A 13,298-nucleotide genomic window follows, 5' to 3' on the forward strand; every position below is an offset into this window, starting at 1 on the left:
AGAGTTCTAAATCAATAGCGGACATCGTCCGCCGTAGCCCCCCGGGAATTAAGACGGAATGCTAAAAAAAGCAAAGCCCGCCTTCACTAAAGCTTCGGCGGGCGGAGGCGGAGAGAGAGAGAGATTAGTTACACTGATCCCTTAAAGGGGAGTCTTCAAGCCAATGAATGTTCCGGCACTATGGTGCCGTTCATTTTTGTTTTTGCGCTTTTGTTCAGGCAAGCCTGGCAACGCTCCAAGAAGAGGGGTTAGCTGCACTGATCCCTGAAGTGGGAGGCTAAAAACGAAACAAAAACTGGCTATCGCCTTTTTATTCTTCGCCTCCTTTTGCAATGTAAACTTTACACAGTCAGCTCAAATAAAAAAAGCCCCGATAAAATCGGGGCCAGTTTTGTTTCGTTTTGCGGGCTATCAGGGACAGCTTCGAACGTTTTAGTTGAAGATTTGAAAGCAATAGTTAGTTTTATAAGCAGGTTAAGCATGGATTAATTTCTTCTTTGTATTCATCACGCTAGCGTTTTTGAATCGAGAGTTCTCAGCCACTTTTAATTTATAAGGTCGGTTAAAAGCTTCCTGAGAAACTTTAAAATAATCTGCTAGCTTTCGAATGACATCTTTTGACAATCCTTTCTTATAATGCAAAATTTCAGAAACGTAACCCTTACTTATTTCTAAAAGATCTACTAGGTTTTTTGGCTTCAGATTATGTTCTTCCATCAAAGACGTGAGCAGACGTATTGGATCTATCTCTTCAAATGTATTATGTTCATTATCCCATTTCTCAATTAATAAGGTCAGTAGATCAATCTCATCCTGCACTCCTTTTCCACCTCTTTCCAGCAGATTTCCCAACTCCTTACAATATAGATTGTACTGAGTTTTTGATTTAATGACTTTATATTTAAGTGTTTCCATAATTAATAGATGTTTACTGTGTACTGTTCTTTTTTATTGCATAACTTGTCATAGGCGGCATGAGTACCAATCCAGCAAACAAATAAATGCACTTGGTTCTCTCCAAAAACATATTTACAAATCATTCTGTAGTTATTCCCTCCAATATTAAAGACAATCCTATTAGAACCATCACCTAACAAATCAGCACTGCCATAGGTGGCTTGCATATCTGCAGGCAACTTCCAATCAGCATGCTTTACTTTTTCTAACCAGTCTTCAAAGGAACTCTTGCTCTGAACGTTGGCTTTTACAAAATCTTCAATGGTTTGCCTTTTGATAAGATGAACCTTCATGTATGTAGCAAATATACTACCAAGTTCTCAAAAAGAGAACTTCCGTCTTAAAATTTCTGAATTTCTTTAAAAGGGAACTGAAGGGGACATTTCGAACGACAAAAGCCGCTTTGGGAGCAGCTTTTGTTAATTTGCGGAGAGAGAGGGATTCGAACCCATACCCTTTGCCATTATACCAATTTAAGCTCCAAAACCATAACATGCTTTACCACATTGACTTACACTAAAAGAAGCTAAAATCCGCACAACCCAATAAAAGAATTATTTGCTCCCTATTTTGCTCCCTCGTACCTTTATAAAGCAGTAAGAGACCCTGTAAATTGAACCCTAACTTGGGAGTAATTGCGGGCAAATATTTAAACTATGGGTACTATACGTTTTGAACTACGAAAGGAAAAAGTTGATAAAGATGGGAAAGCCCCAATCCGTATTATTTACCAAATAAAGGGGGACCGTAAATATTACAGTACTAAGGAAAAGACATTTGAAACAAATTGGAATGAAGATGCACAGCTGGCCATGTATGTAAAAAAAGGAAACCTTTTAGAACTTGATGTAAAAAAAATAAATAATAAACTTAATGACCTAAAAAGAGAAATTGAAAAAATTGAGGAGAGACTTGAAGCAAACGGCATTATTTATAATGTGGAAATGGTGATTAATGAGTTATCAGCAACTAAACAACCTGTTTTTAAAAAAGATAGCTCTAATAAGGAATTATTTGCTTTCATAGATAAGTACATACTTGATCATCAATTTACAAGAGTAAAAGGCAGCTTGACGGTTTATAAGTCTTTAAAATCACATTTAGAAGGCTACGAGAAAACAACAGGCAAACAGGTAACTTTTGATAAAATAGATTATTCCTTCTTTCAATCCTTTCAAAATTACTTAGTAAGCCTAACTAAAAAAGATAAGCAGGGAAAAACTGTAAAGACTTTAAATAATATCACTATTGCAAAACAACTATCTACCCTTAAAACTTTCCTCAATTATGCGAAAGCCCAGGGAATAGATGTATCCATAAAGTATTCATCTTTTAAAATTAAAAGGGAATCTGATTTAGAAGTTATTGCCCTTACTAAGAAAGAATTTGAAACTCTTTATACATTAGACCTATCTAAGCGCCCTGCATGGGATCAGGTAAGGGATGTATTTATATTCTCTTGTGCTACTGGACTACGTTATTCGGATTTATACCAGTTAAAGAGAGAGCATATAAAAACTGATTTTATAGACCTTACAGCCATCAAAACAAGTCATAAAACTAAAATACCACTTAATCCATACTCTAAAGCAATTCTTAAGAAATATGAAGGCACCCCTCGCCCATTACCAATTATAAGCAACCAGCGATCAAATGAGCATTTAGGTAAAATATGTGATTGGGCAGGGATAAATGAACCTATTGAGATTGTACGTAAATATGGAGCACATAGAGAGGTTACCGTTTATCCAAAATATGACCTTATAAGAATGCATTGTGGCCGTAAAACATTTGCAAGCCTTTCATTAGAACATGGTATGCCTGCGGAACATGTAATGAAAATTGGTGGCTGGAAAGATTATAAAAGCTTTAAACGATACATGAATTTAACAGATGATGCTTCCATAAAAGCAATGAACAATGCTTGGGGGTCTAAAATTGTAAAAATCAAATAATATGAATAACAAGGATAATGAACCTGGATTTGAGGGTCTTCATATTGAACCTCAAAGAGAATCCCAAGAGACCAATAATATGGATAACCAGGATAATGAACCTGGATTTGAGGGTCTTCATATTGAACTTCAAAGAGAAGCGCAAGAGACCTATAAAACAATAACTAATCAATTGGGAAACGCTGTTACGCGTTTCCAAAAAGCAATCGAGGAAGCCATCCAGGAAGATGATATTGAAAAATTAGAAGATATAAGAAGTCAAATCTTAAGATTAATTTTTAAGCTTAGGAAAGACATGAATAATCCTCACAATCCTGATATAGTTACTGTACTATCTGAGTTTGAAGTAGTCCAAGACGGCAAAAAATTCACTGTTAATGAAGGATTGGAAGAAAGAATGAAAAATAATTATAACTCTACCATAGAGACATTGAATGATATGGTTGCCATATTAAATGATAGAGTAAGTAATTATGAATCAAAAGATACGCCTATAATTAAATTAAGAAGCATCTTTAAGAATGAAACTTATTATAATTTATGCCTTGAATTAATGGAAGAATTAGATATTATTAAAGATGGTATAAATATCTTACCTAAAGGTAGAATTGGAAAACTCACAGGTGCCATTGACGCTATGTCATCTTATGCTATGTTTAACATAGAAAACCCTTCTCAAAAACAGCTTCTTATATATTTTAATGGATTTCTTAAAACTGACTACACAGATTTCTCCAAAAGAAACAAGGATTATGAACCTTCTTTAGATGCTGCAAAAAGGTTTTTAAAAGGAAAACTAAAAAAGTAACGTCGTTACTTTGTCGTTACTACATCGTTACTTCGCCCCATCATCTTAGCTTGTTTTAGTCTCTTTGTATTGCAACTGAAGCAATAACACAAAGCGATTAAAATATGTCGAATCCTTTTGAAGAAATCCTTTTAGAACTCACTGAGATCAAAGGACAAATATCTACTTTAAAGTCATCATCGACTCCCCCCACAGAAGTTATTGATCGGCCTGAACTTCTTAAACGTTTAGGTATATCTGAACCAACAGCTATAACCTGGGGAAAGAAGGGGATTATTCCAGAAATGCGTATTGGCAGCAATGTCAGATATAACTGGCCATCAGTTGTATTGGCATTGGAATCACAATCTATTTATAGATAAGAACAAAACAATTCCACCACCATAAATCCTTCCAATACCAAAAATCTTGAATAAGATGATTTTAAATGAAAATGCCCCCTTTACTGTTGTAGCAGTAGCAGAGGCGGAGAAGGAAAACTACAGGCACGAAGATAATATATTTTCATCTCAGAGAGGACTTATACAACACATAGCTAAATCAAATCGGTTAAGTGATTTTGAACATCTAAGGATTACAGATTCAACAGAAATTCCAGAGCAAGTTCCTATAATCAAAATCGCTGATGAAACTATTGCTACTAATGGTGATTTAATTGTTTTTAGCGGAGGAGTAAAGACTGGTAAAAGCTCAGTGCAAGATCCAATTATTGCAGCTGCACTGACCGTTGATGGAAAAATAAAAGACCCTATTGTGGACTTGTGGATTATGCCAAATATAAATGGGTATGTAACTGTTCATATTGATACTGAGCAAAGCAGAAGTAAGCATAAGGAAAAAATTAAAGGGATTAAGAAAAGACTTTTTGTAGAAGATAATATTGAAAACCTGCTTTCATACAATATCAAGCAATTAAACCTTGAAGAATACAGGCCTACAACAACTGCTATACTTAAAGCTGCTACAAAAAAGCATGGTAAAATCTATATGATTGTTATTGATGGTATAGCAGATTATATATCAGATCCAAATAATACAGAAGAAAGCAATTCAATTGTAAAATACTTTGAACAAATAGCTATGGAATACGATTGCCCAGTTTTGGCTATTATTCATACTAATCCTGGGGGAGACAAAGAAAGAGGCAATCTAGGAAGCCAATGCATAAGGAAAGCGGCAAGTGTACTATCAGTAAAGGTTGAAGGAGATGTTACCTATTTAGAACCTAAATATCTAAGGAATGCAGGCCGAGGGAAAGTACCAACTATCCTTTTCACTTATGATACCCATAAGGGTTATCATGTCTGTTGTGGCACTAAGACAGAATCTTCTACTAAGCCAGGCATCAAAACCAAGCTACAGGATGCAATAGATGCCAGCCTTGCCCCTCCAAAGGCTTTAGGTTATACTAAGATCATTGATGAATTAATGAAGCATTACGAATGTTCTCACCGTACAGCAGTAACCAGATGGAAAGAAATACAATCTTTTGAATTAGTAACCCAGGGTGCAGATAAAAACTGGAGGAAATCTATATGAGATACAGATATGCCTTACTTCCTTATAGTGGCCCTTCAAGCCGTAAAACTTGCCCTTCTTGTGGAGATAAAAGAGAGTTTGCACCCTATATAGACAATGTCACAAGGGAGCTATTACCAGATCATGTAGGAAGATGTAATAATGAATTAAAGTGTGGGTATCACTATAGCGCAAAGCAATTCTTTGAGGATAAAGGATCATTCCAGCCTTTAAAAAGAATAAACATGCCAGAGCCAGTAAAACCAACTAATTATCTTCCTATAGAAATACTTGAAAAATCATTAAGTAGCTATAGTAAGAATAACTTCTTTTTATTCCTGTGCAAACTATTTGGTGAAGTCGCTGCACTTGATTTGTATAAAAGGTATTTAATAGGAACTTCTAAACATTGGCCTGGTGCTAATATCTTCTGGCAGATAGATAATAAGGAAAGAATAAGGACAGGCAAAATAATGCATTACAGTCCCATTACAGGCAAAAGAACCCGTGACCGTTTCGATCATATTAACTGGGTTCACAAAGTTCTTAAAATGGCTGATTTTAACTATAAGCAATGCTTTTTCGGGGAGCATCTTCTATCAGAATTCCCAAATCATGAAGTATGTATAGTAGAAAGCGAAAAGACAGCTATTATAAGCTCTGTCTATTTCCCTCAATTTATCTGGATAGCTACAGGTGGCAAAGCTGGGTGCCGATGGTTTGACAAAGAAGTAAGCCGTGTTTTAATTGATCGGATAGTAACCCTTTACCCCGATTCAGATGCTTTTGAAGTATGGAAACAGAAAGCAGATGTTTTGAGTAAAAACATTAGATGTGAGCTAACGGTATCTGATTACCTGGAAAAGACTTTACCAATTGAACAGAAAAAGAAAGGGATTGATATAGCTGATATCCTGTTAACAACCTGTGCAAGCTCTGGAATTGCACTAATTGAACCAGGCTATCCTATAGCTTTCGATTATCAAGTAAATAAGGAGTGGTGCAATGGTGTTGCACTAGTGCAGTAAACACAAACCTTGCACTACCCTGCACTGGTGTAAGGTGCAGGGGGTGTATAGGGGGAATTGCACTTTGCACTAGATAGTTTGAAAAGAAGTAAAAATGATTTTTCGGAACTCATTAAAGTGTTTTAAAGTATGAAAATGAATGAAAATATAGGTGATGCTGCGAGCGGTGAGCTTGAAATGAAAAAATACACGAATTCTCACAGGTATTTGCTCCACTACTTACTCCCCTATAAATATAATATGTTGATTATCAATATTAAATATCAATAAATATAAGAGGAACAGTGATTTGAACCCTTATAAAAACTATGAAAAAGAATTTACAAGGCCCTGGAACCTTTTGGAAAAAGGGGCGGTAAATTATGGTAAGCCCTTGATTCTATAGTTGACCCTTATTAAACCAAAGGAGGCCTGTAATGAGGCTGCAAATGGCAATGACAGGGATTCTAGGAAATATATCAATGCTTCATTCATTTTAATAAATTAAAACAACCAAACAAAAAAATGAACCACAAACAAGAATTAATTAAACCAACCTTCCAAAGGGCAGAACTAGGGGATGTAGTTAAATTCTATGAACTTCAGTTTAATACTTTAATTCACAGAGCTGAAAAGCTATTGATTCCCAAAATTCAAAACCTATCAAAAGTTTATTATGAAGTAACTGGGGAAGTATTAAATGAAAAATTATTCAATGACCTAATGAATAATGGGCTTAAGAATATTAGGAACAAGCAAATTGAAATAATAAATAAGGACCTGTCCAAATTCAAAAGCAAATCCATTATTGAACTAACCATTAAGGACTTAGATGATAGGTTGAATAAGGTCAATACAGAATTGCAAGCTGTATATGCAGAAATGAGCAATAAATCGCAACTTTTAGCAGGATATCCAGACATTGAATGGTCAGATATACAGGTTACAAATGGTAAACCAAGTCTAAATTATGAGGCCATAAAACGCAAGTATGAATTAAGGCTTACAACTGAACAGCAAGTTGAATTTTATAACCTTATGCTTGAAGTTAAAGCAAGTCATAAAAAGCTGGTCGCCTTCCTAAAGGCCACAACCTATCCATTATCAACCCTATCAGTTATTGGGGATAATGGATGTATGCAGGAAGCATATGACGGCTCATTATCAATAGTTGCTGAATCAATTGAAAACATTTAATTAATCCTTTTACCGTATCCTTAAAAAATTAAAAATGGGAAAAAAAGAAAATCAATTCTGGAAATTAAGAAGTAAACATGGAAGAGATAAAATCTTTTCCAATCCAGAAATATTATGGCAGGAAGCCTGCACCTTCTTTGAATGGTGCGATAGTAATCCCTTATCAGAACAGAAAGCATTTGGTACAGGTAAAAAATTAAGTGTTGAAAGAATGAGAGCTTATACCATGAAGGGGCTTTGTTATTTTCTTAAGATTGGAGAAAGTACCTATAATGATTATAAACACCGTGATGAATTTAAAGAAGTCATTGAGCAAATTGAACAGGTATTATTCAATCAGAAGTTCACAGGTGCAGCCGCTGGTTTATTGAATGCAAATATCATTAGCAGAGACCTAGGCCTAAAAGATGTCGCAGATTTAACCACAGATGGAGAAAGCCTCAATAATGCATTTGCCTCTACAATTGGTAAAATAAGAAAAAAGCTAAAAGAAAATGATGAACAAAATTGATCATTCAATTATCGAAAGATGGGTTAATGATTGGTGTCTTTTTGCTGAAGAGGCTATGGAATTAACCCTGGATGAAGAGCAACAGGATATATTAAGAGCTGTCCAAAATAATAAAATGGTATCAGTTACCTCTGGAACAGCCAGGGGCAAAGATCTCGTGGCCGCTGTAGCAGCTATGTGCTTTTTATACTTGATGCCTGGGGAAGATGAGAAAGGGCAATTAGAAAGCACAAAGGTTGCACTTACTGCTCCAACAGATGCTCAAGTGAAGAACATTATGATGCCTGAAGTATCAAAACTATACCATAAGCTAAAAAGGAATGGCATATGCCCTAACAATGCAAGGCTTCAAACTTATGATATAAGGACAGACTATAAGGATCTATTCTTAACAGGATTTGTATCTGATGAACATAATCATGAGGCATGGTCAGGTTTTCACGCTGTAAATACAATGTTTATAGTTACAGAAGGCTCAGGTATCAGCGAATCTGTATTTAGTGCTATTGAGGGAAACTTACAAGGTAATAGTAGGCTATTGATTGTTTTCAATAATAATACAGGTACAGGGTATGCAGCGAATTCTCAAAGGTCTCCCAGGTTTAAAAAATTCAGATTAAACAGCCTCAATGCTCCCAATGTTCTAAAAAAGAAAGTTGTAATACCAGGTCAGGTTGATTATGATTGGGTATTAGATAAGGTTAAGACCTGGTGCGTAAAGATTGATCCTAAGGAATTCAATTCAGCGGAGGGAGATTTTGAATTTGATATCAATGAAGAAAGAAACTGTTACAGACCTAATGATCTATTCAGGGTTAAGGTATTGGGATTAGCTCCAAAGGTTTCCACAGATGTATTAATTCCTATGGAGTGGATTGAATTAGCCAATAAGCGACACAATGATTATATGGCTAATAAAACCCCGTTAGAAGCATGCTTAAGACTTGCTGTAGACGTTGCTGGAATGGGTACAGATTCAACTTGCTTTTGCTATAGACATGGCAATTATGTTGAAAAGTTTGAGGTTCAAAATAGTAATGGAGAAATGAAACATATGGCAATTGCGGGCAAAATTTCTTCTATCTTAAAAGGTAATTCCTATTCACAAACCTTTGTAGATACGATTGGAGAAGGTGCTGGTGTTTATGATAGATTACAAGAATTAGTTACTGGAACGCCAGCAAATAGGGAAAATAATCCATTAAATATCAGATACCTTAAGGGGGCTCCAGGATTTAGATTAGATCAAATCTTTTCAGTTAAGGGATCTACAAAGCCTGAATGGGAAAATAAAACTTTGCATGATTTGACAGGCCAACATCACTTTTTAAACATGCGCGCTTATATGTATTGGTGTGTGAGGGATTGGCTTAACCCCGCTAATAATTCAACTGCAATGCTGCCTTATGATGAAGAATTAGCGCAAGAATTAACAGAAACAAAATGGGAATTTATGAGTGATGGTAAGATTAAGATTGAAAAGAAAGAAGATTTAAAAAAGCGTATAAAAAGAAGCCCAGATAAAGCAGATTCCTTAGCTATGACCTTCTTCCCAGTTCCAGATTTTGCAACTATATTGAAAAGAGAAAAAGAACATAGATTAAATATGCAAAAATTATTAAGTTTTCTTCCTGGTTAATGGGTCCCGTAATCGGATAGAAAGCTTAGGGCTGTAATCCAATTTTTCAGGAAATCATCGGAATGTTCCAGGTAGTATATTAAGAAGGAAGTTCATTGGGAATTTCTATTCTCTTCCCTTCTTTGATCATTTGCTTCAGTTCTTCTTCTAAAGCCTTTTCCTTTTCCGTTACTGGCAACCTGTTACCCAAACCAAAATCTACAATGTCGCTAAGGGATAGGGGTTTGCCCGTTTGGACCTTTTGTTTTCTTTTTTTCATAATATAAATTTAAATAAATGGCTCTATTTAACCATTAGACGTTAATCACCTTCCTTCTTATTATCAACCTAATTAAGTATTTACTGTTCACAAAGGATAAACGCTAAAAAGATTAAAAGCCTTAAAAAGTGGGAGAATTAAAGGCTGGAGCCACAAAAGTTATGGTTAAACAGAGTTTATATAATATATATTTTTTATATTACATCTTACAACCAAAACTCATAATATGAAAGTATCTCAATTACTATTTATCATCCTATGCACTTTTAGTCTCCAAATTGCAAGGTCTCAGGAAGTAAAAAAAGAAACAGACGAAATAAAAACTAAAATGGATTTATTCACCTCTAAGACAGGTTCAATAATGAAATTTGTAGATTTCAACTTACCAAAGTTAAAAGCTTCATTTGAAAATGCAGAAACAAGAATACGAAAAATTACTAATGGAAGTGGATCACAATATTTCTATCAAATTGTAAAAAAAGGGCAATATTCTAATTCAACAGCATCGATAGAATATTCAGATTTAATTGAAGTCATAAAAGCAATAAAATCACTTCAGGAGGATGAAGGGAAAGATATAACATCCAATCCAGATTACTTAGAGAATAAATTTATATCTGAAGATGGGTTTGAGGTTGGGTATTATATTGAAAAAGGAAAATCAAAGTGGTATATAAAGCTAGAGAGATACGGTTCGGGAACTTCATTATTTATAGACAAAAGTGATGGTATTGAAGCTGCCTTTAATGAAGCTAAAGCTAAAATTGACGAAATCAAGAAATAGCCTTTGTTAAGATACTTATATCACCATATGCTATTTTATAGGAATTCTCGCCCCTTATTAAATCTCTAACAGTATGAAATGGATTTTACTCCTTATTTTATTCTGTTCATGTTCAATGGAAAGCGATCAAAGTAAAGCACTCAAATCAATAAAAAAATATTATTCTGATGAAGCTTTCAAGAAAAATGACACTGTAATATTTCACGAATTAAAGATTGTAAAAGTTGAACCAGTTTCTTATTTAGAAGTTATAAACTGGCAAAAAGAGGCTGCCTTAAATATGTACGAATCTTACTTGTCAATGTCAAAAAACAATACTTCATTGATTGAATTGCAGACAAGCCAGTTTAAATTATACAAATCTATGTTCGGTAATGATATAGTTACTGATATCAAGAAAGAAGATGTTCAGAGAACCTTAAAAGAAGGAAAAGCCATTTTAGATACTGCAAAATATTATGGAAAAGCTTTGGATTCTCTAGAAAAGATAAAAGTAGATACTTCCCTAAAGAATTATTATTTGATTAAGGCTTATGTAAAGGCCTCCTTCAAAGATGAAAATCTTTTAGATACATCATTATATTTGGCAGATAAAGATTTTAGGATAATTAACCCTAAGACAGCTATTCTTCTGAATAGATAGTTGTTAAAACTCCTGGTGTTTTTACACCAGGAGTTTTAATTTATGTGCTTAATAAAATTATTATAGGAATAATAGATTTCATCTTTTATTGTCTTTTATGAGATATGCACCAGCTATTGCCATTAAGCCAAAATAAAATGGCAACGCCGAAGTGAATCCACCTCCTCCAGGGTTTCCTGTATAGTCGCCAGTCCAAATTGAAAATAGAAACTTATTTAATTTCTTATCATCAGAGAATAGCTGCGCTAAAAATAATATAACGCTTAGGGATGGAGGCACTAAAAGTATATATCCTATAAATTTACTTACATTAAATAGCTGTGTCTCTTCTACTTTTTCTGTTGTTTCTGTATTCATAATTTTAATAAAAATTAATCTAAAGATCCCCCACTTGCCTTGAAGTATTGATATACATCTTTAATAGATTGAAGATTAGATGCTGAAACAGTTCTATCATCATAATACTGCCTACCATCATATCTAATTTTAACTGATTTTGCATTTGCTAAAGCCTCAATCAATTCTTTGTTTTCACTTCCCATATACTCATCCATCCATTCCCATATATAACCCCCATCATTATCTCTTTTAACATCGGTAGGGATATAAGTAAAAGTTTTACCGTCAATTGAAAACTTTATTTTTTCTATAAATAACCAATCATCAGCATAATATTGGGCGACTAGTCTAACACCTGATAATAAATCTTTGTTGTAATAAATATAAAGTGCATTTGAACTGTGATATTTAGGCCTATTCTTAGAATAAATAAATGTGGGTTCATCAAATTCCCCTTTTTTGATGTATATCCTATTTTTTAATGCTTTAAGCTTACTTGAATCTGCTTTCTTTTCTGGGAATTGTGTAAAGGCGGGAATTGCTGTACTTGTATCAATGTCCGTTGTAAATGTGGTAGTATCAGCATTAACTTCAGAAACACTAGATTGGTTTTTGCATCCTACCAGGCAAAGAAAGAAAAGGAATAATAAAATTCTCATTATGCAAGCTTTAGTAAGACACAATATAATAAAATTATATAATTAGTTACATTTTTATATATCTTGTAGTACCAAACTATCTACTATGAAACTTTATTACTTTTTAATCATATTAGTATCATTTTCCTGTCAAAATTCCGCTCCAAGGTTACTATCAGATAATAAAATGCAAGACCTTAAAAAATATCTTGAAACTTCATTAAAAGATATTGATTCAACATACACTTTGGATTCTTTTAGATTAATTCGGGTTGATACGATAAATCAAAAAATGCTATGGTTGGAAAAAGCAAAAAACTTACAAAAAGATTTATCTACAACTATTGAAGAATTAAAAGAAGCTAATAATATGGCTCAATTGGAAGTTCATATGATGAGAGTTTCGAGGGGTGTATCAGAAAGTTCTTATGAAAACGCAAAAGAAGATTATGAAAAGTATATGGCGAATGCTAAGGAATTATCGGTAAAGGGAGATGATATTTTGAAAGCTCATGATTCTTTAATTAAGCTAAGTGAAAAACCAGATTCTAGTAAAGTTTCAGGTTATCAAGCGGTAGTGTTGTACCAGTTAAGAAGAAAGGATCAATCAGTAAAAAAAGATACAGGCTATATAATTATGAACACGGATAAAAACATTGTGAAAAAGGAAGACTTTCTTGATATGTAATTATCAATTAAATTGAATTTTTATTAAGACACTTTATGAGTTTATAGCTCTGGATGAAGCAACAAAAGCTAATGCTGTATGGGATGGCAATTTCTTAGCATTCAGGGAGGACGGTGAATACAGAGTGCTACTTTATAAGCTGAAAAGTTTCTTTGTAGAAGTATATTATAATAAAGAGCTTAATAGTATTCAAAAGCTAAGACCGTTTAAAACTACTAGAAGGTTGGCTGAATATTTTAATGCGAGGTTAAATTGATTTTCATGGGTTTGCTTGAGAACTTCTTTAAAGAATATGATAAATCACATTATAATAGGTATCCTAAAAGTAGGATTACTATCAGAATCATTTATGTAA

At 33.9% G+C, this 13,298-nt stretch carries 16 protein-coding genes; 11 read left to right on the top strand and 5 right to left on the bottom strand.

What is annotated here, in order from left to right; translation table 11 throughout:
• Positions 1–474: 474 nt before the first annotated feature.
• Both BP74_RS02040 and BP74_RS02045 read right to left on the bottom strand, forming a co-directional pair.
• Positions 475–915, bottom strand: coding sequence for a helix-turn-helix domain-containing protein (locus tag BP74_RS02040; protein WP_496370558.1), 441 nt, complete (start codon positions 913–915; stop codon positions 475–477).
• 2 nt (positions 916–917) lie between these two features.
• Positions 918–1,250 (bottom strand): type II toxin-antitoxin system HigB family toxin, encoded by a 333-nt coding sequence (locus BP74_RS02045; RefSeq protein WP_496370560.1) that lies wholly within the window; start codon positions 1,248–1,250, stop codon positions 918–920.
• A 363-nt stretch (positions 1,251–1,613) separates the two neighbouring features.
• On the opposite strand from BP74_RS02045, the gene BP74_RS02050 reads away from it, so the two are divergent.
• From BP74_RS02050 to BP74_RS02085, 8 genes are all read left to right on the top strand, one after another.
• On the top strand, positions 1,614–2,912 hold the full coding sequence (locus BP74_RS02050; RefSeq protein WP_496370562.1) for a site-specific integrase: 1,299 nt from the start codon (positions 1,614–1,616) through the stop codon (positions 2,910–2,912).
• A gap of 1 nt (position 2,913) precedes the next feature.
• Positions 2,914–3,720, top strand: a complete 807-nt coding sequence (locus tag BP74_RS02055) for a hypothetical protein (RefSeq protein ID WP_496370564.1) — start codon at positions 2,914–2,916, stop codon at positions 3,718–3,720.
• A 104-nt stretch (positions 3,721–3,824) separates the two neighbouring features.
• Complete coding sequence (locus BP74_RS02060; RefSeq protein WP_496370566.1) at positions 3,825–4,082, top strand: hypothetical protein; 258 nt, start codon at positions 3,825–3,827, stop codon at positions 4,080–4,082.
• A gap of 46 nt (positions 4,083–4,128) precedes the next feature.
• Entirely contained in the window at positions 4,129–5,259 is a 1,131-nt protein-coding gene (locus BP74_RS02065; protein WP_496370568.1) for a hypothetical protein, read from the top strand.
• The gene (locus BP74_RS02070; RefSeq protein ID WP_496370570.1) at positions 5,256–6,266 is read left to right on the top strand and encodes a DUF6371 domain-containing protein; all 1,011 of its coding nucleotides are present in this window, start codon (positions 5,256–5,258) and stop codon (positions 6,264–6,266) included. The genes BP74_RS02065 and BP74_RS02070 overlap by 4 nt, the downstream gene beginning before the upstream one ends.
• 504 nt (positions 6,267–6,770) lie before the next feature.
• Positions 6,771–7,442, top strand: a complete 672-nt coding sequence (locus tag BP74_RS02075; protein ID WP_496370572.1) for a hypothetical protein — start codon at positions 6,771–6,773, stop codon at positions 7,440–7,442.
• 34 nt (positions 7,443–7,476) lie between these two features.
• Positions 7,477–7,953 carry a terminase small subunit gene (locus tag BP74_RS02080; RefSeq protein WP_496370574.1) on the top strand — a complete coding sequence of 159 codons (477 nt, stop codon included), beginning with the start codon at positions 7,477–7,479 and terminating at the stop codon, positions 7,951–7,953.
• Positions 7,940–9,592: a hypothetical protein gene (locus tag BP74_RS02085; RefSeq protein WP_496370576.1), complete on the top strand. Its 1,653-nt coding sequence runs from the start codon at positions 7,940–7,942 to the stop codon at positions 9,590–9,592. The genes BP74_RS02080 and BP74_RS02085 overlap by 14 nt, the downstream gene beginning before the upstream one ends.
• A 79-nt stretch (positions 9,593–9,671) precedes the next feature.
• Here BP74_RS02085 and BP74_RS02090 read toward each other — a convergent pair whose 3' ends face one another.
• Positions 9,672–9,851: a hypothetical protein gene (locus BP74_RS02090; RefSeq protein WP_496370578.1), complete on the bottom strand. Its 180-nt coding sequence runs from the start codon at positions 9,849–9,851 to the stop codon at positions 9,672–9,674.
• A gap of 226 nt (positions 9,852–10,077) precedes the next feature.
• Between BP74_RS02090 and BP74_RS02095 the strand changes: the two genes are divergently transcribed.
• Both BP74_RS02095 and BP74_RS02100 read left to right on the top strand, forming a co-directional pair.
• Positions 10,078–10,635 carry a hypothetical protein gene (locus BP74_RS02095; RefSeq protein ID WP_496370580.1) on the top strand — a complete coding sequence of 186 codons (558 nt, stop codon included), beginning with the start codon at positions 10,078–10,080 and terminating at the stop codon, positions 10,633–10,635.
• 73 nt (positions 10,636–10,708) lie between these two features.
• Entirely contained in the window at positions 10,709–11,278 is a 570-nt protein-coding gene (locus tag BP74_RS02100) for a hypothetical protein (RefSeq protein ID WP_496370582.1), read from the top strand.
• Between the two features lie 78 nt (positions 11,279–11,356).
• Here BP74_RS02100 and BP74_RS02105 read toward each other — a convergent pair whose 3' ends face one another.
• Complete coding sequence (locus BP74_RS02105) at positions 11,357–11,635, bottom strand: hypothetical protein (protein WP_496370584.1); 279 nt, start codon at positions 11,633–11,635, stop codon at positions 11,357–11,359.
• A 14-nt stretch (positions 11,636–11,649) separates the two neighbouring features.
• Entirely contained in the window at positions 11,650–12,276 is a 627-nt protein-coding gene (locus BP74_RS02110) for a hypothetical protein (protein WP_496370586.1), read from the bottom strand.
• An 85-nt stretch (positions 12,277–12,361) separates the two neighbouring features.
• Between BP74_RS02110 and BP74_RS02115 the strand changes: the two genes are divergently transcribed.
• The gene (locus tag BP74_RS02115) at positions 12,362–12,943 is read left to right on the top strand and encodes a hypothetical protein (RefSeq protein WP_496370588.1); all 582 of its coding nucleotides are present in this window, start codon (positions 12,362–12,364) and stop codon (positions 12,941–12,943) included.
• The last annotated feature ends 355 nt before the right edge of the window (positions 12,944–13,298 follow it).

The organism is Flavisolibacter ginsengiterrae DSM 18136 (assembly GCF_059568575.1).